Origin of the sequence: Calidifontibacillus oryziterrae, assembly GCF_000331575.1 — a bacterium.
Lineage (GTDB): Bacteria > Bacillota > Bacilli > Bacillales > Bacillaceae_J > Calidifontibacillus_A > Calidifontibacillus_A oryziterrae.
Genome location: NZ_KB223527.1, coordinates 107,838 through 128,232, shown reverse-complemented (window position 1 = coordinate 128,232; position 20,395 = coordinate 107,838). Strand labels below are relative to the sequence as shown.

The following is a 20,395-nucleotide window of genomic DNA, read 5'->3' as shown; positions in this document are numbered from 1 at the left end:
TTTTTGTTAATCGTTGGAATAACTAAAAGCAATTTTAATTTTTAATAAAAGTTTCCAATAAATTTAGAAAATATTGAAACTTTTTCCACCTTGATCCCGTCTAAATTAAATGAGTGATTAAACAGGGAGGTTCAATATGCCAATTAGAAAATTTAGTTCAGCTGCTCTTATCTCGGCGTTGGTATTTTCCGGTACATTGCCGGCAGCACAAGGATACGCTGCAACCCAGGTTTCAGAGGTTATTGGTGAAGTAAAAGTTGGAGGTAATGAAATATCTGCAAACGAATTAATGAATGTTTCACAGGCTGTAGTGGAAAAGGGAATGGATGTTGAGAAAGAGAAATTAATTGAGAAGGTTCGTTCCATGTTCCCAAACAAATTCGATTTTGTTGCAGATCAAGATTTTAGGCTAAATTTACATCCATATATGCCTGGTAACGAAGAGGAAGTGTACAATCTTCATTTTTTTCAAGATGTAGGAAATGGTAAATATGTAAATGGAAACTTTGAGTTTATTGGAAAGGATTTAAAGTTAGTTTCCTATCATTATTCTCCAGAGGATGTTTCTTCGGCATTATATCCACCTAAAGTCTCGAAACAAGAGGCTCAAGACATTGCTTTAAACTTTTTAAAGAATATGGTCGGTACTGGTAACTACAGATTAGCGGATATGAATGATATGATTTTCCCTTCATCTATAAATCAACCGTTAACAGAGCCGATACAATATCAATTTTTGTATGAACGATTGGAAAACGGCATTCCAGTTCAGGATCAGACGATTAATGTGTCTGTTTTAGGTAATGGAGAAGTAACACAATTTTATAGTAACCGTTCAACAGGAAACAAAACGTATGAAAATATTCAAGGACTTCTTTCAAAAGAAGAAGCACTAAAAAAAGTTAAAGATGGCCTTTCAGTAGATTTACAATATATGATTGATCGAGACTATAATAAAAATACTGGTAACGTTGTATTGACGTATGCTTTATATCCACCCTTCAATGGTATTCATGCAAAAACAGGAGAGTTTCAAATTGGAAATGATTTTGTTTCGTCACTACCTGCGAAGCAACCATTTAAAATGCTTGCTGACAAGCCGTTAAAAAGCGGGCAAAGTTCAATGACGAAACAACAAGCAAGAGAATTGGCAGAAAGGCTGTTAGCACCAAAGCAAGATAATGTTAAGCTTATGATTGAAGAAGTACGAGAGATTGAGCGTGATGGTATTCAAGTGTACAGTATTGAATATATGTATCGCACTGGGTCATCAGGACATGGAACATCAATGGAAATAAATAAACAGACTGGGGAAATTGTTCGCTATAACAACATTTCAATTGACGATTTTGATTTCCAACCTAATGAGGATAAAAAACCACAAATTTCGAAAGACGAGGCTCTTAACAAAGCTATTGAATATATTAAACAATATGCAAGTCAACATGCTCATCAACATGCTTATCCTATCGAATCAACATTAAACAGTTTTCATGGCGTTAGCAACCAATATTTTTTCAATTTTCCACGTGTGGTGAATGGAAATATTGTTAACGGTGACAGCATAAATGTAAGTGTTTCTGCTGAAACTGGTGAGCTTATTTCGCTAAGTACAAACTATACAAAACAGGATCAATGGCCTGATGTGAGTAAAGCTATTCCTATAGAGGAAGCTATAAAAGGTATTAAGGATAGCATCGATTTACAGCTTCAATATGTAAATAACGGAAACGACCAATATAAAGTAATGTATATTGTTAAAATGAGGGAAAGGAATTCATTTTTCAACGCACTTACTGGAAAATGGCAGAAATATTCCTATGCCACCACCGGTTTACAACAAACGAAGAACAAAATAAGCCATCCATGGGCAGCCGATGAATTAAACTTTTTAATGGAATCAAACATACTGAAGGTGGATGATTCTACTACGTTTAATCCAAACCAAACAGTTACAAGAGGAGAAGCCCTAGAGATTGTCATAAAATCTTTATCAGGCTATTATCATTTCCCACGAATTGAAGGAGAAGATACTAAACGAAATACGTTTTCAAACATAAAACAAGATCATCCACTATTTGAAATTGTCGAGAGAGCGGCTATACAAAAAGTTATCGATACTTCATCTGCTACATTTAACATTGAAGAAAAATTAACAAGAGAAGAATTGGCATTTTGGTATACACGAGCTTTAGGGTTACAAATTGTGGCTGAACAAGATGATCTTTACAAATTTGATTTCTCTGATACTAGAGAAATGAACAATGATTATAAAGGCCATATCGCTTTAATGAATTCCTTTGACATTCTAAGTGAAGACGAGAATAAAAAATTCCATCCGAAAGATGAAGTGACAATTGCCGAACTCGCTGTATCGACTGTACGATTAGCAAAACTAGCAGCAGAAATGAATATTCAAATAAGATAACTTGAATAAAGGGGGATATCTAATCCTCCTTTTTTAATTCATTTTCCACTTAATGGAGGGGTCAGGAACCTCTATGGACACCACTATGGACACTACTATGGATACCGCTATGGCACCTTTAATAAGGAAAGTGGTAAAATGAACCAAACAGAATTTGGATTTTTTGGAAAGACCGAGGGGAGAGCAAAATGAGAGAAGAGAACAGATGGTTGACGATGTCTGATGGAGAAGAGATTTATATAAAAAGTTGGTTTGAGGACGATATTATTCCAAAAGCAATTGTCCAATTATCTCATGGAATGGCAGAGCATATTGAACGCTATGAAGCTTTTGCTAATGAGCTTGTGGAAAATCATATTTTTGTTTATGGAAATGATCATCGCGGTCATGGCAAAACTGGCGAAAAACAAGGCCTTTTAGGTTTTTTTGCCGAGAAGAACGGGTTCGAAAGAGCTGTTGAAGACTTAAATGAAGTGAATCAATTCATCAAAGATAAGCATCCCGACATACCGATATTTCTTCTAGGACATAGTATGGGCTCGTTTTTAGTTCGCCGTTATATCCAACGCTTTCAAGACAATGTCAATGGTGCCATCATCTCAGGTACAGCCGGTAATCCTGGGTTCCTAGGGAAAATCGGTAAACAAATCGCTAAAGCACAAATTCGCAAGCTTGGGAAGAAAGAAAAAAGTCCACTTCTTAACAAAATGACATTTGGAAATTATAACAAAAAAATTGCGAATGTTGAAACGGAATTTGACTGGCTCTCAAGAGATCGTAATGAAGTAAAAAAATATAATGATGATCCTCTTTGCGGTTTCATTCCTACAGCGGGTTTCTTTTATGATTTATTAACTGGACTAGAAATTATCCATCAAGATAATGAGGTAAAAAATATCAACAAACAGTTGCCAATCTTATTTTTTAGTGGAGAACACGATCCTGTTGGTAACCATACAAAGGGTGTTGTTGAAGTTATTAAACAGTATAAAAACCATGGTATCCAGCATATCGAATATATTTTTTATAAAGAAGGTCGGCATGAAATGCTAAATGAAGTAAATCGTGTTGAGGTTACGGGTCATATTATTAATTGGATAGAAAAACAGCTTAGATAGAAGTATGATACTATAAAAGGGTCGATACCTTTTTCAAAAACATAAGTCAAAAATAGTATCAAAAATAGTATCAAAAATAGTAATAGAAAAAACAGGATATAACTTAATAAAATAATAATTGAAATAGCACATTGCGAAAGGATGTTACAAGAAATGAAAATTATTGAACATAAAGTGGAAAAACTAGTAGATCCAACCGGCATTTTGACAGGAGAGCGGTATGAATTTATTCTCTCGATCGAAGTGCCTGAAGATGATGAGTTGTATTCCGAAAAAGGAATATATGTAAGAGTTATTTATGTACATGATGAAACAGAAACACGAATTGCCCAATACTCAATACATGAAAACGAAACGAATGCCTACATCGATTTCGAGCTTGAGGACGATGAGTTAGAGCTCATTTTCAATTACTGCAAAGAAAAACTGCAGTAAGCTTAATTTTACACTACTATTTGAACAAATTAACATCCCGAAAAACGACATGAGGAGTTTTGGAGCTTCAGCTTCATGATATTGTAAGGAACAAATTGCATACTCATACTAAAGAAAGACATGAGGGGTTCTAGTTCTAGTCCTCATGTCTAATTTTAGCGCGAAAACCAATCCCGTGCTCCGCAACTATGATTCCTTATTTAATAATACCATGCTCTAAAATTTCGAATTCAGCCTTTACGTTCACTTCAACCGTTGGATAAATATCCTTCCACTTTTTTTCATCCCAGTTTCGATTCCTGTTTCTAACGTGGTCTCCAATGCCTATAGGATCAATACCTACTTCCTGAAATTCTTTAACAATTCTATTTGCATTTTCTTCAATATTTTTATTGATTTGCTGTTCAATCGCCTTGACGATTTTAGGTGTGATCTTCCTCCCAGTATATTCCCGAACAATCCCCTCCATTTTAATGAAAATGGTTACAGTAGGATTAAATTGTTTCCCAGCATATTTTACTTCAAAATCACGATACGACTTTATTGTGGTTAAAAAAACAAGGTCATCGTTTTCAAGCTTTAAAAACATGGTGCCATTATCAAAGTGTTCATACAAACCCCGGAAATATAAAAAATCCTTTCTTGGTAGTTCCGAAACCATCTTGTCATGTTTAAATAAAGCAAGGCCTTTAATCGCGACCTTATCATTTTCTTCCTTTAACAAAGGTAAAAACGGATCCATTCCCTTAGAAAAAAATTGATAGCTGAAGATGTGCAAATTTGTTTTCGGTAGGTTATCATAAGCATTGTTTTGTTCAATTAATCTAGAAATATAAACACCTGTTGGCACATCAGCTCGAGGCTTTTGTAAAAATTTTTCCGTAGAACCTTCAAATATTGCTAAATACACTCTAGAACCAATAATAGGATCACGCTGCAAGTTATCTACATACTCGATAATTCCTCTTTCTGCAAGCTCACTGTTAAATAGAGCTGCTTCCAGTTTACCGCTTATTAATGGACGTGGGGATTTCGCTTCAAGCTTATCGCGATTTTCATACACGATGGAAGATACATCTGTAAATGCGATATTTTCAATTGTATTATCAGCTTTATAGTTTGGGGCGACGACTGTCCCTTTAATTAAATTTTCCTCAACGTAGTCGTATCCAACAATCATGACCATAAAAATATCATCAATTATCCGAGGTGTCATTGAAAAACCTGATGCGATACAAATACTTAATAATGTTAGAAAGAGTATATTTTTTTTCATACCTCTTTCCTCACTTTTACCATAAACTTATGAATAACAAACAAAACAGGGATGTAAAGAAATAAATAAATTCTTCCAAACGATGATACGGTGGAATTCAACCGATCAATTTCCTCGCGGCTCTCAAACAAGAAGCTGCCGATAAAAACAACGATTAAACAGAGTACAAGGAAGTATTTTTGTTTAAAACCAAATACGCGTTTTCCAATTCGACTTGCTGCCCAAAGCATAATCGCAATGTTTGGAATAATGATGATAAACCAAGATGAAATGCCAATATACTCAAATCTTTCAACAAATGGCATTTCGACAACTTTCCATAAATCCTTTGTTGCCCAATTTTTTTCTTCTAATTGCTCTTGGTTATAGAAAACGATCGAAACGATTTCAACATAAATATATAGTAGGGTTGTGATGATCGTTCCGAGGTGAGCCCATTTCTGTGATTTCTCTCCATTCTCGATAAAAGGATAAAACAGCAATAACGTTGTCGTCCCTAAATAACTTAGAGTCATGTTCATTGAAGCACTTACAATTTGCTTTACGCCTGTTTCCAATAATGGAAGTAAGTTTTCCCAATTGGCAAATTCGAGCGGGAACAAAAATGTTAAAAGCAAGTAAGAGGGGAGGACAATACTGAAAAAACTGATCCCCGCTACAGTCCGAAATCCACCCATTACGATATAATACGTAAGTAATAAAAACACTAACGTTAAACTCCAAGTCGTTAATTCTGGAAAAATTCCAACTTGTACGATTTCAATATAAGTTCTTATCACAGTAAGCGATGTAGTAATAAAGTAAATCATAATTACTACACTAAAAAAATTGCCAAGCCATTTTCCTAATGCTTGCTTATGGATATCAATAAAATCGCCTTTACTATTTTGTAACATCTTATACAAAATCCATATAACACTATGTACTAACAAGCCCGCAATTATGATTGACATCCAAGCATCACTTTTAGCATCAAGTAAAAATGGCTGAAATCCTAAGACACCAACACCAATTTGCACAGAGCTAATTAAATACAAAACTAAAAATGGAGAGACTTGGTATCTTTTATCAATTGGCTTAAGCATCTATTTCACCTTTTCCCTCACTCATCAATATCCTTATTTTTTTTAGCTTTATCAGTACGAAAACGGTAGCGGTTCTTGCTTTGAACTGCTAATGGGCGCTTTGATTGAAATGTAAATGGCATGCGAATAAACGCATCCTTTAAATCGCTTAATCTCGGTGGATAGAGCGGTTCTAAAAAAGGTCTTCCAAGAGATGTTAACCGGATTAAATGGGTGAGTAAAAACATAAAGCATATGACAATACCAACCAATCCCCATGCATGGGCAAATATTAGGAATGGAAACCTTACAAGGCGGATGGTGTTACCCATTTGGTAAATTGGTGTTGTAAAAGATCCAAGTGCTGCCAATGCAACTATGATTAGCAAGACATTACTTGTTAGTCCAGCTTCAACAGAAGCAGTTCCAATGACAATACCACCCACGATACCAATTGTTTGACCAACCTTTGTAGGAAGGCGTGCGCCTGCCTCTCTTAAAAGTTCAATCGTTAATTCAAGAAAAATTGCCTCTAATAAAGGTGGTAAAGGGACCTGAGCGCGCGACGTGACAAGCGTGTTCATTAAGTCAACTGGAATTAACTCAAAATGATGTGTCAAAACAGCAACATATATTGGTGTTATTAATAGCGAAAAACCTACGGAAAACAAACGGATTAGTCGAAAAATCGAGGCAATATGAGGGTTCAAGAAATAATCCTCAAACGCCGAGAAAAACTCGACCAATGTAGTAGGTCCTATCAGAACGTGAGGGGAGCCGTCAACGATTACAATGATTTTTCCTTCTGCTAATACTGCTGCTGCCCGGTCAGGTCTTTCCGTGTCTAGTAGCTGTGGAAACGGTGAATTGTGATTATCCGAAATAATTTGTGTGATATAAGAGCTATCTATGATTTGGTCAAATTCGATCTCATTTATTCTCTGAATAATAGTATTCACATTCTCTTTGTTTGCAATTTCTTCAATATAAACAACTGCAATTTTTGTTTTTGAGATCTTACCAACAGTTAAATCAGTAATCTTTAATTTTACACTAGGAATCCGTTTTCTTATTAAATGAATATTTGTATCAATCGATTCAATAAACGCTTCCTTTGGTCCAACAACGCTAAATTCAATTTGAGGGATATCAACTTGACGTGATTGCTTTAATTCTGCTTGAACTAATAATACTTCTTTTGGTTTATTTGTAAGGTGGATCATGATAAATCCGGATAGTAGTTTGGTTGAAATTTCATTAACGTTAGTTGGAATTAATTTATTTTCTATGGGTATGGCAGCTTTAATTGATTCGAGATTTTTTAATGTTACTTCAGAAATATAGGGCAAAATATCTCGGTGCAATATGTCTGGATTTATTAACGACCTTATATAAGAAATATAAACCGAATGTCTTCCAACTTTATGCTCAAACGAAATGAAATCATTAGATTTTTTCAATTGTTGCAATGAAGTAGAATACGATAAAGACGAAGCTTGATCCTGAAATAATTTCTTAAATAACATGCTTTTGCCCCTTTAACAAGATACAACTATTCAACGTTATATTTACCTAATTAACAATATGTTATACAAGGATATTGTCTTGTTTCTAAGGTCTCCTCTATTCAGAGATTCAGAGCAATATTCACTATACAAGTATAAAAATATAAGATTATTATAAAAAAATGACATCTTCACAAAACTACTGTAACTATTATGTTGAAAGATGCTATAATTTATAGAAAACTGGAAATTTTCATAGTCTTTTATAATATTTCGTTATAATAATATCCGAAGAAGGAGACAACAAGATATGTTGAAAACATTTTGGAGAAATTTGAGCATTGGATGGAAGTTTGGACTATCTCTGACTGCTACGATTTTGTTATTTTTAACAGCATGTAGCTTTGTTTTTTTTGAAATGAAAACGGTTGAGGAGAACGTAAACGAGATGTCGAAGCATGGAACTCGAAGAGTACAAATTACTGAAATGGGTTCATTATTTACACTAAAGGATTTAAGTGTTTCCAATTATATTATTTATAAAGATGAAAGATCTCAAAAAGAATTCCAGGATCAATCAAAACAATTTATTGATATTGCGAACTCTATTAAACCATCTTTAACGACTGATGAAGAACAACAATTATTCAATAAAATTATGGAGAATGATCGCAAGATTAATGAGCTTTTTCAAAAGAAGATTGTACCGTATGTTAAGTATGATAAACGGCCTGAGTATTTAAGCACTCGAAGAGATTCAGAGAGTATAAGAAATGAAACGATTGATAAAATGGAGCAGTTAAAAGAGCTGATAAAAGCCGAAAGACAAAGAGCAGAAGATAATGTGATCAACAGCATTTTTTCAACGATTACATTGTTAGTGTCTTCCATTATAATTGCGTTATTAATTGGACTTCTTATCAATAATTTTATAAGACGATCAGTAAAAAGAGACATGAGCGAAGTTATAAATTATGCCGTTGAAATAGCCAATGGTAATCTTAAAGCAAGCGGATTAAAAACAGATCGTAAAGATGAGATTGGTCAACTTAATATGGCAATGAATGAAATGGGTCATGAATTAAAAGATATTATTAATCAAGTATCAAAGACAACAATAAATTTAAAAGAACAAAGTCATGAGCTTTCTCATGCTTCACATGATATAAAAGAAGCGACTAGCCAGGTTGTTAGTACAATGGAGGAGCTTTCAGCTGGCTCGGAAACACAATTGAATCATTCGAATGATTTAGTAACTCAAATGGGTACTTTCAATGAAACGATTTCGCAAATTCATCAGGACACTGAAACTTTCCAAAATTCTTCAGATCACGTGCTTGAAATGTCACGCGATGGCCAAACATTAATTGGAGAATCAATTAATAAAATGACCGATGTACACGGCATAATGACAAAGGCTGTTGAACGTGTCGAAGCACTTGCAAAGCAATCGAAAGATATTTCAATGCTTATTCAAGTTATTAAAGACATATCAGAACAAACAAATTTATTAGCATTAAATGCTGCGATCGAAGCAGCTCGAGCTGGTGAACATGGAAAAGGCTTTGCGGTTGTTGCTGATGAAGTTCGTAAATTGGCAGAACAAGTATCAAAATCTGTTACTGAAATTACCGATATCATTAATGGAATCCAAGTAAACACAGATGAGGTTGTAGAGTCATTACATAACGGATTTGATCATGTAGTTGACGGCAGGAGCCTAGTTAATTCAACTGGAGAAACATTTGAAAACATTTTACGTTCTATTTCTGAATTAGTAAGTGGACTTGAGCTTGTATCCAAAGACTTAGGAACAATAGTATCCCATAGCAACAATATGAATCAATTTATTAAAGAAATTGCTGCAGTATCCGAAAGCTCAGCAGCGGGTATTCAACAAACCACAGCATCCATGGAAGAAGCAAATAGCTCAATGGAAACCGTATCTGCAAACTCAAAATCGCTTGCAAGTCTTGCGGGAAAATTAGATCAGTTAGTTAGTAGATTTAAAATTTAGCTTTGGTATTTTTATTTTTGCTTTGTTATTATTGTTGCAATTCGCTTAAGGTTGACGTTTTCCACATCACCTTCTTTTTTGCAGATCAAAAAAGGATCAAGCACCATTTTAAAGTGGGCTTGATCCTTTATTTCATTATTCAAAATAAATTTTTACCATTTTTGTTTCAGCATCGTAGCTTGTTTTTGCACCTAACTCATTTGCAATGAAGGCTACTGGGACGAAAGTTCTGCCGTTTTTTGTTTCAGCAGCTGTATTCATAACTACTTTCTCACCATTGACTAAAGCTTCCTTGCTTCCAACTTTTAATTGGATTACAGTTCCATTAACATCAAGTGTTACTTCGCCAGTTCTAACTTCCCATTTTGCTTCAGAGCCTAACCATTTTCCTACAGTAGCAAGTGGTACCATTGTGTTTCCGTCCTTCGTATATGGAGCGGCATCTAACATTTCGAATTGTGTACCTAACGTTGCAAAGGGCTCATCAATTGTAAAGGTAGCATTAAATTCCTGCATAAATAATTTTTTAAGCGGAGATTGATCAGGTAATGCTTTTACTTTGTTAATATCCTTTTCTAGCTCTAATGCATCTACGACTTCACCAGTTATTTCTGGAAGTTGAACATCACCGTTTACATTCCACACGAGGGAAGATACGTTAAGAACAGCACTTCCTTGTTCACCAGTCGTTGGGTTTTTCATACCAACTGTAATAACTGAATCTTCAGATGCAACATATTTATCCATTGAAATACCTAATTCAGTTTCAACTTTAAAGTCGAACTCAAAGCCTGCCATTTGTTCTAAGCTTTCTTCTGTCATCCCACTTAACATGCCGGTAAATTGGCTCATTTGAGTTTGTGCTTGTTTCACACCTTCGGAAATTTGCTCATCAGTTAGTTTAAACTCAGCAGGCATAGGGATGAGGCTTAAATATTCCTTCGCCATTTTATCTAAGTTTTCATAGTTAGCTAGATTATTTAATGTATAAACAGCAAAATCAAGTACTTCATTAACACCAAATTCCATTTTTACCGCCAAAACTTGCTGTTCACCTTCTGGAGTTGTAATTTTCTTCATTCCTAAATCTTGTAGTTTAGGAATTTCATAGTCAAATTGTGTAACATATTCCTTAAATGAGCCTTTCATGAACTCCATCACTTTTTGTTGGATTTCATATTGAGATGGACCATCTGCACCAATGTTATTTACTTCGTTTAAATCCAACATAAAATAATTTTGGTCAGCAGATGTACGGAAATACATCTTTTCTCCTTTTAGAAACAATTCTACCGCAGCCTTTTCTTTGGCCGTCCAAACACCAATGTCACGAAGTGGTTGATCATTAACAGCTGTAAATATCATATAAGCGTTATTTTGATCGAGAACTTTTTGTTCCATTACAAAACCAGACTCAAAAAAACTTACTACTTTTTTCTGATCATCAGTTAACTTCATTCCATCGATATTAATATCTGCAGAAATCGTCACTTTGCCTTCCGCAGACTGTTGATCCATTGCGTTTAAATAAACATCCTTCAATGATGGGTTTGTCGATGTACACCCAACTAGTGTTAGCATAACTGCAACTAGTAAAAAAGCAATTTTCTTCAAATTTTCCACATCCTTTTCAATTTTTTTCATTCTCCTACACTTAACTTTTTTAATGGAACAATGCATCCATTTTATTATAACGAAAGAACTGCAAGAAAAGTTTCATAAATTATTAAATAAGTGTATATAGAATGTAAATTTTTTGTAAAAGTCATCTACATTTACTAGTTTTAAGAAAAATTGTTTTACTTTATATAATTTCCAAAATTCTTCACAATTTCCTCAATAAATTTTCTAAGTTCAATCACACTTTCATCCTAAAATAATAGTAGACTACAAATATATACCATAGGTGGTATTTGCGTAATGAAAAAATTGCTATTAATCATCCCGATTTCCTTAATTATTTTTATTTCATGGCAGTTTATTAATAAATTTCAAACACAATCACTTACAGATTATGGAGAGTTTCCAGTTTATCCGTTAACTGATTTGTCGGGAGAGCCTTATAATTTTGAAAAGAAAAAAATAAAGCTAATTACGTTTTTTTATTCACGCTGTCCTGATATTTGCCCATTAACACTTAGAGATTTAACAAAGTTATATGAAGAACTAGAACATAGAGGCCTTCTAGAAGAGGAAGTTGATATTTTAACGATTACGTTAGATCCAGAGTACGACACTGTAGACGTATTAAAACAATACTCACAGTCCTATAAAACACCAAAAGAACATTGGTATTTTTTACGCGGTTCAGATGATAACATCACAAGCTTAACAGATGAATTAGGGTATTACCGTGAGGAAATTGGTGGATATTGGTCACATAGCACGACAATTTATTTAGTCGATTATGAAAATAAAAAAAGAACATTCCATCATATGTCAACTCCAAATGAGCCTTTAGACAATGAAAAAATTATTAGAGATATTATTGTATTGAAAAGAGAACATGATAGGGTGAGAAATTAATGATAAAAAAGCTGAAATTATCGGGAATTATATTTATAGCAATAGTGATCTTTTCGTTACCTGCATGTGGACAAGAGGCTCCAAATAGCTTAGGGTATCAAGTAGAACCATTTCAATTTGTGAATCAGAATGGAACAAGTCTTTCAACAGAAGACTTTAAAGGCAACATTTGGCTTGCGGACTTTATTTTTACAAATTGCGATGACATTTGTCCTCCGATGACATCTAACATGGCAAAGCTGCAAAAACGATTGGGCGAGGAGGGGATTTCGATTCCAATCGTTTCCTTCAGTGTTGATCCAAATCTTGATACACCTGAAACATTCAAAGCATACGGTGAACAATATGGAGCAGATTTCGAAACGTGGAACTTTGTTACAGGGTACACGCAAGCAGAGATTGAACAATTTGCCTTAAATAGCTTTAAAACGCTAGTGCAGGTCCCAGAAGACTCCGATCAAGTTATCCATGGCTCCTATTTTTATCTTGTAGATGAAAATGGAATCGTTGTTAAATCTTACGATGGTGTAAACTTACCGCCATTAGATGAATTTGTAAATGACATTAAAGCATTACAAAAAGCAATGCAAAAATAAACTATCAAAGGTGAACTAAATGAGAAAGTTTTTATTAATGATCTTATCTTTATCAATCATATTAGTAGCAGGTTGTATGCCAAAGCAAAGTCAAAGTCTCGATGATTTTGCGTTTCCACAAGTGAGCTTCTCACTATCAAGTACTGAAGTAAATGTTGGGGAACCGATCCTTTTTGATTGCTACGTATCGATAGAAGGTGAAGCAACTCCAATTGAAGATGCTGACCGCGTGGAATTTGAAGTATGGCATGAAAGTCAAGAGGATGGCGATCATGAAGATATTTTAATCGAACATGCTGGGGACGGGCATTATACTCTTGAAAAAAGCTTTGATATGCCAGGTACTTATTATATTTATTATCATGTTGATGCAATGGGGATTCATTTAATGGAGAAATTTGATTTTGTTGTAAAGTAGGGAAATACATCTTCTAATTGTCAGTTTGGAAAGTTTTATATTTCAATTTGAAAAGTAGGTATCGAACTAACGATATCTACTTTTTTATTGGTGCCGAAAAATAATCATTCCAATGATCATAGGGATTATCATTAATAAACCTACAGTTAATGTTGGAATAGGCAATTTAGAGGAGAAAATTGCTCCAAATTCTCCTACGAAGCCACCAATAATAAAAGGTATTGCACTAGTTGTTTTATTCGCACCTGTTTTAGCATGGTACCATGCATCCCAAACCGTATACGCATAAAAACCTGGATAAAAAAGCAAAGAGCCGTAATTCGCAGCTTCAATTGCTTGTTGATGCATTCCGTTAAAGTCTAAATGGATGGCGTCATTTATGTTTCCAGTAACATTGTCATAATGCTCTAAAACAACAAAGATTATACCTTTAAAAAATTGATGATTATAGATTTGCCCAAAACCGGGCATTAGCATAGAAAATAAAGCTGCCATTATTCTCACAAAATTACGTCCTTCGATTACCATATATTTACAATTATTATTTATTAAAATTCTACTAAATATACATCAATTTATCTTGTTGTCAGTTTCCTGATAAATGAAAAATTTAAGGCTAATATTGTATAAACAACAGGATAAATAAGCACAGAATACCACCATTTCCATCTGTTATAATAAAAAAACTTTGTATGGTAGGATATTTTTTCCAAAACCATAGTCAATACAGACCAAATGAGTATATAAAAAACCTTATAACGTGTTTTCATGTGATATGGAAAATAGTTGAGAAACAATAAGCTCACTACTGGGTAACTAATGATTTGAACGAGTATCCCTAAATAATCAACACCCTTGTGAAAAAATCCATATAAATTCAATTTAATATCTAATATTTCATCCACTGTTTTTCCAAGAGTCATCGCAAATAACGAGGTTGCATATATCTCAATTTTGGACAGCCTTTTAGGAATAAACACAGCTATAACAGTCATTATCAATAGGAAGCCAAACAATTTTTTCATGAAAATCCCTCCATCTATTACTCAATAGTATTTTCTAGACGATTTCATTTATTCATGCCGTAGATGATGAAACGGAAGTCGTAAGAAAATAGTGAGATTTCTTATCATATTCGTCCATGCAAAAAAAATAAGTAAACATAATCTAAAACAAAAGTGATGAAGGGAGTGAAAGCAATTGTCAGAAAATCGAATGAGACCGGTTATTAATGCCGATCGTGTGATCATCAATGCAGATGAAGTGATTGTAATAGAAGCGAATGATAGAAGACGTCATCGCCGTAAGGATTTTAACGATGTTGCAGGGGTTCAGGACCAAAGAGATCATCATGATCGTGATGTAATGGGTGAAGATGACGAGAGAAGAAAAAGACGTTCTCCGTGGTGGTAGAACTTGTTAGGCGTAAAAGCTACTAGTTGCGTCTTTTAACCTTATTACAATAGTGTCAGCTAAGAACAAAAGCTATAAGCGCCCTGATTAGCGACGTATAAACTAAGAGCGCATCGACTGAGATAAACAAAACACGTCGAGGGACGAGTCGATGTTGACTTATCGCAAAAGAGATGAGCGAAGTTTACTAATCGCTGGGCGCTGGAGCTGGACGACTACTCTCTGTGCTATAGTATTTATTCACAGGATCAAATTTTATAATTTCATAAACAGTGAAAAAACAGAGCAGTACTAGTAGCTGCTCTGTTCACGTTTTTTCTGCATTATAGGTTACTGTGGTTGAAATTTTAACAGTGGGAAGCTAATTTTAAAATGTGTCCCTTTTCCTTTTTGGCTTTCAATTTCGATATCTCCGTCCATTTTTTTAATAAAATTAAAGACAATCATCATCCCTAGCCCGGTGCCTTTTTCTTTAGTAGTAAAATAAGGTGTACCAAGCCTTTTAATTTCATTAGGTGTCATACCAACTCCATTGTCAACAATATCTATATGAATTTTATTGCTGTTTTTTAGTGCTTTTATCCGTAAAACACCACCAGTTTCCATAGCTTCAATTGAGTTTTTTATAAGGTTAATAAAGCATTGTCTAATTTTTTGGCGGTCGCCTAATATCATGCAGTTGTCTTCAATCTCTTCTACTTCAATTTGGACTGAACGGGATTTCGCAAACGGCTTCATGACATTAACCGAGTAGAAAAGTTCCTGTGATATATTGATGCTCTTCATACTATCAAGCTCTGGTTTTGTTAATGCCAAAAATTCATATATTATATTTTGTGCTCGCTTAAGCTCCTCTAGAGCGTAACCAATGTACTCACGTCTTTTTTCCTTATTATCCTCATCCTCAAGCGCTTCTATGAATCCTTGCGAGATTGTAATCGGATTTTTTACTTCATGAGAAATACTTGCAGAAATTTGCGTTAAAATACTCATTTTTTCAGCTTTAATAAGCTCTTTTCGTACAAGATTGTTATATTTCATTGTTTCAACTAAATAAACAACTAGTCCCATCGATAGTCCTTGTATGATGAAATAATTAAACGAAATCGTTTTGTATTCAATTGGATTTTGTGAGACGAAATGGGATAAGAAAATTGTAAAAATCGATGAAAGAACTGCAATCGTAATTGATAATAGGATTTTCTTATCAAGTTTTATTTTTTTATACCACTCAAATAATAATGGTACGCAAATAGAAATTATCGAAACCACAAAAAAGTTTACGTATACCCCTTCTCCTCCGAGGAAAAAACGGTAGGCTATAATCGTAATAAACAGCCAGCTGCTAAAATAATATCCACCATATAATGCCCCAATAATGAAGGGAACTTGTCTTAAATCAAACATAAAACCGGGAAAAAATTCTATCGGGAAACTCATACATAAAATGATTGAGATCGACAACATAATTGCAAATGCAGGTTTATTTAATTCGGTATTTACCTTATCCTTATCAACCCAAAACATTTGGAAAACAAAAATAGGCAGTAAAATAAATAAAACATTTACAAGAAGTCTTTCCAATTCGTAATCCACTAGATCACTCCTTCTCCAAATGTTCACAAATAGTTCATAAAATATTATACAAATTGTCAAAATTAAATTCCGTGATATAAATCATATAATTACCATTATTATTACGTTAATAATGTGAATCTATAAATAAAATGATCAATAGGTTGAATGGAAATGAAAAAAAAAAAGCGAATAAACAAATTAATTCGCTCTAGGAAATCTATCTATATAAAGATAAATTTTAGTATTGATATGTTTTTTTATATACATAATAAATGAGCAACAAATATAGGAAATATCCAATAAAAGAATAGCTATGGTTCCATAAAGGGGATGGGACAAAAAAACCTATACCAGCTGCAAGCTTTTCACAAAATGAAATGCAAAGACTTACCAAAATAAAAAAAGTCATTTTACGAATACCGTTTATTTTATTACAAATAAGTAGAAAAAAAGCTGAAAAAAGTGGCAAAATAACCAATGTAAACAAAATATTTATTGAAAAAATTGTTGGCATGGGCCGCACTGGGAAAGAATACAATCCCTTCCCGACAAAATAAAGATCTACATACGTTCCAAAAAGCGTACCTACCAACAGTGGTGTTATTAAATTCGGTTTACGTTTAATCGAATAGCGATATTGCTTTTTTTGTAATCGCTGCGAGCTCCAACTGTTCGAGTGTTTTGCAATATTCATCTTCAACCTCTCCATCTACGTTTTCTCCAGAATGAAGTAAGTACCGAATGATGCGCCAGTCCTTGTACCATTCCATTACCTCTGCACTTGGCTGTATGCGATTTTTCCAAGCATTTTCGAGTTTAGGACTATAAATTTTCGGCGAATCTCTTATGATCTGACATTCCTTCAAACGGGGCTTTAAGATCATACTTGGTACTCCTTCATCAACATCATTAAATATATGTGGCCAGTAATCCTTTCTAGAACCGCTGTGAGGATTTGCTTTGGCCCACTGCTCAATTAAATCTAATCGTTTTGAGTCGGTAAATAATAGTTCATACAGACGTTTTCCTAAAAGAATTCGTTCATGTAAGCTTTCAAAATGATGGAGCGTTTGTCCAGTAAGCCTAACTTTTCCATTTTCCTTATAAGGGAAGAGAATGTGATTCATTGATAAAAAATCCTGTAGCTTGAATTCAATCGTATCGAAAACTGATTTTTGGAAAATTGGATTATTGATCACTCTGTTTTCTAAATAATTTTGTTCATTAATAATCAATGAAATCGCCAGAATATAAGAATCATGGTCCTTCCAAAAATGATTCCAAATTGTTTCCATAAAAGTTGATACATTAAGATGAGGTAAGAGGTAGCTAAGGTTTTGATTACGCTTGTGTCCTTCCTCATAAACTAAAAATTGTGGAAAGGCATCCTGAAAAATAAGCCAATTTCCACGTTCTAAAAAAGTAAAGTATGCTTCAGCTTCTTTTTTAGCCAATAGCCTTGAAAGTTGCCCGCCTTTTAAATCTGTCATGTTCCAGCCACCGTTCCGTGATACCATATGACCAAGAAAGGCCCAGTGGATTTCTGGAAAACGACAATAGAAATTTAAATAAGCTTGTGTTCTCGTTACATTATTTTGATTTAATTTGCTTGTTCGTTCTTTTATTTTATATAAAAGCATCTGTTCATCTAATAAAAGTGGTGGGCGATTTTGAAGAGCTACCTTGCTATTTCGCTTCAAATTTTTCTTTATGCTGGAAATCGATTTAGGTAGTGATATGTTGTTATTTTTGCGAAGGAGTGACCGTTTTTCCTTAATATGATTGTAAATCTTTGAAAACGTAGCTTTTTTTTTCTTGATGTGAAATCTTTTCAAGAAAACGCAACCTCCTAACGTGAATTCTAGTTGCTTTCACTGAATATGTATAGTTGTAGAGGCTTTCATGTTGGGAGGGAACGACTACCATGAATAAAAACGACATAAACGGCGAAAAAGTTAAGAATAGAAGCTACCATGAAGCAATGAATAAAAGAATAACAGAAATAATGAATAATAGAATACAAGCTGGTATGAATTCGATAATTGAAATTTTAAGAAAGGACCAAAGTGCGAATGGTTCATGGAATTATCCATTTGAAACTGGAATAGCAACAGATTGCTATATGATCATTTTATTAAGGACTCTTGAAATTCATGAGGAAAACTTAATTAAAAGACTAGTGGATCGAATTTTGAATAAGCAAGAAAAAAATGGAGCATGGAAGCTATTTTATGATGAAGGAGAGGGGAATAATTCTGCAACATTAGAAGCTTATTACGCTCTTTTATATTCGGGCTACATTGACCTTCACGATCCGCGGCTAGAAGAGGCCCGGACCTTTGTAGAGAAAAACGGGGGAATTGAGAAAACACACATGTTTACAAAAATAATGCTCGCGATTACGGGCCAACATAAGTGGCCGTTCCTATTTCCAATTCCAATTGAAGTCATTTTACTTCCATTATCGTTACCGATAAATTTTTATAGTTTTTCCGAATACGGCAGAGCAAATTTAACACCTGTCATGATATTAGCGGATAAGAAATTTCAGCTAAAAACCGATCAGAGCCCGGATTTGCAGAAGTTATTTGGGACTAGAGTAGAATATCAAGTGAAGGACGATGATGATATCAGTCCAGAGTGGCGATCGATACAATCGATGTTGAACAAGAGCATTGCTAGTTTGATCGGAATCCCCTCTGAGTTACATAAGCTAGCAGTTGAACACTCCAAACTGTATATGCTGCGGAGGATTGAAAGGGATGGTTCGTTTTTAGGCTACTTTAGCTCAACGTTCTTAATGATTTTTGCTTTATTAGCATTGGGATATTCAAAGAGAGACCCTATTATTGTGAATGCAGTTAATGGTTTAAAGTTGATGAAATCTGAAATTAATGGACACCCCCATATGCAATATACGACAGCAACCGTGTGGAATACATCATTAATAAATTATGTTTTACAGGAGGCCGGACTTTCACCTACAGATCCAATGGTAAAAAAAGCGAATCAGTATTTGCGTAAGCGGCAGCACTATAAATATGGGGACTGGGCAGTTCACAATCCAACCGGGCTTCCTGGCGGTTGGGGTTTTGCTGATTTAAACACGATTCATCCCGATGTAGATGATACAACAGCTTCATTAAGGTCGATTGCAAGAGAAGTAAGAGACAATGTGTCATTTCAAGGAGCATGGGACAGAGGTCTTCGTTGGGTATTATCCATGCAAAACGATGATGGAGGCTGGCCAGCATTTGAAAAAAATACAGATAGTAAGTTGCTTAAGCTTTTCCCTATTGAAAAAGCAGAGTTTATTCTTACAGATCCTTCGTCAGCTGATTTAACGGGGAGAACGCTTGAATTTCTAGGTTCGTATACAAATATGCCGAGAGCTCATCCCTCTATTTCTACGGCCGTTAAATGGTTAAGAGCTGATCAAAGAAGAGATGGTTCATGGTACGGACGCTGGGGAATTTGCTACATCTATGGAACATGGGCAGCTGTAACCGGATTATGTTCCGTTGGAATTGTAGCAACAGATCCGGCAATTTCAAAGGCTGTTGCATGGTTGACTGCAATTCAAAATAATGACGGCGGCTTCGGGGAATCGTGTCATAGCGATAAGAAAAATACGTATATACCGCTAGAGAAAAGTACGCTAACGCATACTGCATGGGCAATAGATGCGCTGATAGCCGCACATGATAAACCTACAAGCTCCATAAAATCCGGCATAAATTTTATATTAGAAAATCTGGATCGAACCGATTGGACAACAACCTATCCAAAAGGTCAAGGAATGGCTGGTGACTTCTACATTCATTATCATAGCTACCGCTATATTTTCCCGCTATTAACGCTAGCTCATTATCAAAATAAATATTTCACGTAAGGTGCCAGGGTGGTGTCCATAGTAGTGTCCATAGAGGTTCCTGACCCCGGCAAAAAATGTAAAATTCTATTGGAGAAAGTTTATGAAATAAAGGTTTTTTAGTAAGAATATTGAATATTTACTATTATC

Annotated in this window: 18 protein-coding genes; 9 read left to right on the top strand and 9 right to left on the bottom strand. The window is 34.5% G+C overall.

Annotation, left to right across the window (positions count from 1 at the left end; translation table 11 throughout):
* Positions 1–136: 136 nt before the first annotated feature.
* From D612_RS0109105 to D612_RS0109095, 3 genes are all read left to right on the top strand, one after another.
* A complete protein-coding gene (locus D612_RS0109105) occupies positions 137–2,428 on the top strand; it encodes a PepSY1/2 domain-containing protein (protein ID WP_017755151.1) in 2,292 nt (763 codons plus the stop codon).
* A 188-nt stretch (positions 2,429–2,616) separates the two neighbouring features.
* Positions 2,617–3,546: an alpha/beta hydrolase gene (locus tag D612_RS0109100; protein ID WP_017755150.1), complete on the top strand. Its 930-nt coding sequence runs from the start codon at positions 2,617–2,619 to the stop codon at positions 3,544–3,546.
* 153 nt (positions 3,547–3,699) lie between these two features.
* Entirely contained in the window at positions 3,700–3,981 is a 282-nt protein-coding gene (locus D612_RS0109095) for a DUF6509 family protein (RefSeq protein WP_017755149.1), read from the top strand.
* 196 nt (positions 3,982–4,177) lie between these two features.
* On the opposite strand, the gene D612_RS0109090 is transcribed toward D612_RS0109095, so the two are convergent.
* Genes D612_RS0109090 through D612_RS0109080 form a run of 3 tightly spaced genes read right to left on the bottom strand, consistent with a single transcriptional unit; the run spans position 4,178 to position 7,847 of the window.
* Entirely contained in the window at positions 4,178–5,257 is a 1,080-nt protein-coding gene (locus tag D612_RS0109090; protein WP_017755148.1) for a Ger(x)C family spore germination protein, read from the bottom strand.
* Positions 5,254–6,342: a GerAB/ArcD/ProY family transporter gene (locus D612_RS0109085; protein ID WP_017755147.1), complete on the bottom strand. Its 1,089-nt coding sequence runs from the start codon at positions 6,340–6,342 to the stop codon at positions 5,254–5,256. Before D612_RS0109085 ends, D612_RS0109090 begins: the two co-directional genes overlap by 4 nt.
* Before the next feature lie 17 nt (positions 6,343–6,359).
* Positions 6,360–7,847, bottom strand: coding sequence for a spore germination protein (locus tag D612_RS0109080; RefSeq protein ID WP_017755146.1), 1,488 nt, complete (start codon positions 7,845–7,847; stop codon positions 6,360–6,362).
* Between the two features lie 289 nt (positions 7,848–8,136).
* Here D612_RS0109080 and D612_RS19630 point away from each other — a divergent pair, with 289 nt between their 5' ends.
* On the top strand, positions 8,137–9,843 hold the full coding sequence (locus D612_RS19630) for a methyl-accepting chemotaxis protein (RefSeq protein ID WP_017755145.1): 1,707 nt from the start codon (positions 8,137–8,139) through the stop codon (positions 9,841–9,843).
* Positions 9,844–9,978: 135 nt separating this feature from the next.
* On the opposite strand, the gene D612_RS0109065 is transcribed toward D612_RS19630, so the two are convergent.
* Positions 9,979–11,487, bottom strand: a complete 1,509-nt coding sequence (locus D612_RS0109065; RefSeq protein WP_017755143.1) for a stalk domain-containing protein — start codon at positions 11,485–11,487, stop codon at positions 9,979–9,981.
* 276 nt (positions 11,488–11,763) lie between these two features.
* Here D612_RS0109065 and D612_RS18180 point away from each other — a divergent pair, with 276 nt between their 5' ends.
* Genes D612_RS18180 through D612_RS0109050 form a run of 3 tightly spaced genes read left to right on the top strand, consistent with a single transcriptional unit; the run spans position 11,764 to position 13,383 of the window.
* On the top strand, positions 11,764–12,369 hold the full coding sequence (locus D612_RS18180; RefSeq protein WP_017755142.1) for an SCO family protein: 606 nt from the start codon (positions 11,764–11,766) through the stop codon (positions 12,367–12,369).
* Positions 12,369–12,965, top strand: a complete 597-nt coding sequence (locus D612_RS0109055) for an SCO family protein (RefSeq protein ID WP_017755141.1) — start codon at positions 12,369–12,371, stop codon at positions 12,963–12,965. Before D612_RS18180 ends, D612_RS0109055 begins: the two co-directional genes overlap by 1 nt.
* A 19-nt stretch (positions 12,966–12,984) precedes the next feature.
* The gene (locus D612_RS0109050) at positions 12,985–13,383 is read left to right on the top strand and encodes a FixH family protein (protein WP_017755140.1); all 399 of its coding nucleotides are present in this window, start codon (positions 12,985–12,987) and stop codon (positions 13,381–13,383) included.
* Positions 13,384–13,467: 84 nt separating this feature from the next.
* On the opposite strand, the gene D612_RS0109045 is transcribed toward D612_RS0109050, so the two are convergent.
* A complete protein-coding gene (locus D612_RS0109045) occupies positions 13,468–13,878 on the bottom strand; it encodes a hypothetical protein (protein WP_233275011.1) in 411 nt (136 codons plus the stop codon).
* 80 nt (positions 13,879–13,958) lie between these two features.
* Complete coding sequence (locus D612_RS18175) at positions 13,959–14,408, bottom strand: CBO0543 family protein (protein ID WP_017755138.1); 450 nt, start codon at positions 14,406–14,408, stop codon at positions 13,959–13,961.
* A gap of 175 nt (positions 14,409–14,583) precedes the next feature.
* Between D612_RS18175 and D612_RS0109035 the strand changes: the two genes are divergently transcribed.
* Positions 14,584–14,796, top strand: a complete 213-nt coding sequence (locus D612_RS0109035) for a hypothetical protein (RefSeq protein ID WP_017755137.1) — start codon at positions 14,584–14,586, stop codon at positions 14,794–14,796.
* 330 nt (positions 14,797–15,126) lie between these two features.
* Here the strand turns inward: D612_RS0109035 and D612_RS0109030 are convergent, their stop codons facing one another.
* From D612_RS0109030 to D612_RS0109020, 3 genes are all read right to left on the bottom strand, one after another.
* Complete coding sequence (locus tag D612_RS0109030) at positions 15,127–16,392, bottom strand: ATP-binding protein (protein ID WP_017755136.1); 1,266 nt, start codon at positions 16,390–16,392, stop codon at positions 15,127–15,129.
* A gap of 220 nt (positions 16,393–16,612) precedes the next feature.
* The gene (locus D612_RS20110) at positions 16,613–17,068 is read right to left on the bottom strand and encodes a CBO0543 family protein (protein ID WP_017755135.1); all 456 of its coding nucleotides are present in this window, start codon (positions 17,066–17,068) and stop codon (positions 16,613–16,615) included.
* Positions 16,995–18,209 (bottom strand): DUF2515 family protein, encoded by a 1,215-nt coding sequence (locus D612_RS0109020; RefSeq protein WP_017755134.1) that lies wholly within the window; start codon positions 18,207–18,209, stop codon positions 16,995–16,997. Before D612_RS0109020 ends, D612_RS20110 begins: the two co-directional genes overlap by 74 nt.
* An 89-nt stretch (positions 18,210–18,298) precedes the next feature.
* On the opposite strand from D612_RS0109020, the gene shc reads away from it, so the two are divergent.
* On the top strand, positions 18,299–20,266 hold the full coding sequence (shc, locus tag D612_RS0109015; RefSeq protein WP_017755133.1) for a squalene--hopene cyclase: 1,968 nt from the start codon (positions 18,299–18,301) through the stop codon (positions 20,264–20,266).
* Positions 20,267–20,395 lie beyond the last annotated feature (129 nt).

Bases quoted from the DNA above. Each gene is read 5' to 3' on its own strand.
- D612_RS0109105 (WP_017755151.1), top strand. From the start codon at position 137: ATGCCAATTAGAAAATTTAGTTCAGCTGCTCTTATCTCGGCGTTGGTA.
- D612_RS0109100 (WP_017755150.1), top strand. From the start codon at position 2,617: ATGAGAGAAGAGAACAGATGGTTGACGATGTCTGATGGAGAAGAGATT.
- D612_RS0109095 (WP_017755149.1), top strand. From the start codon at position 3,700: ATGAAAATTATTGAACATAAAGTGGAAAAACTAGTAGATCCAACCGGC.
- D612_RS0109090 (WP_017755148.1), bottom strand. From the start codon at position 5,257: ATGAAAAAAAATATACTCTTTCTAACATTATTAAGTATTTGTATCGCA.
- D612_RS0109085 (WP_017755147.1), bottom strand. From the start codon at position 6,342: ATGCTTAAGCCAATTGATAAAAGATACCAAGTCTCTCCATTTTTAGTT.
- D612_RS0109080 (WP_017755146.1), bottom strand. From the start codon at position 7,847: ATGTTATTTAAGAAATTATTTCAGGATCAAGCTTCGTCTTTATCGTAT.
- D612_RS19630 (WP_017755145.1), top strand. From the start codon at position 8,137: ATGTTGAAAACATTTTGGAGAAATTTGAGCATTGGATGGAAGTTTGGA.
- D612_RS0109065 (WP_017755143.1), bottom strand. From the start codon at position 11,487: ATGAAAAAAATTGAAAAGGATGTGGAAAATTTGAAGAAAATTGCTTTT.
- D612_RS18180 (WP_017755142.1), top strand. From the start codon at position 11,764: ATGAAAAAATTGCTATTAATCATCCCGATTTCCTTAATTATTTTTATT.
- D612_RS0109055 (WP_017755141.1), top strand. From the start codon at position 12,369: ATGATAAAAAAGCTGAAATTATCGGGAATTATATTTATAGCAATAGTG.
- D612_RS0109050 (WP_017755140.1), top strand. From the start codon at position 12,985: ATGAGAAAGTTTTTATTAATGATCTTATCTTTATCAATCATATTAGTA.
- D612_RS0109045 (WP_233275011.1), bottom strand. From the start codon at position 13,878: ATGGCAGCTTTATTTTCTATGCTAATGCCCGGTTTTGGGCAAATCTAT.
- D612_RS18175 (WP_017755138.1), bottom strand. From the start codon at position 14,408: ATGAAAAAATTGTTTGGCTTCCTATTGATAATGACTGTTATAGCTGTG.
- D612_RS20110 (WP_017755135.1), bottom strand. From the start codon at position 17,068: ATGAATATTGCAAAACACTCGAACAGTTGGAGCTCGCAGCGATTACAA.
- shc (WP_017755133.1), top strand. From the start codon at position 18,299: ATGAATAAAAACGACATAAACGGCGAAAAAGTTAAGAATAGAAGCTAC.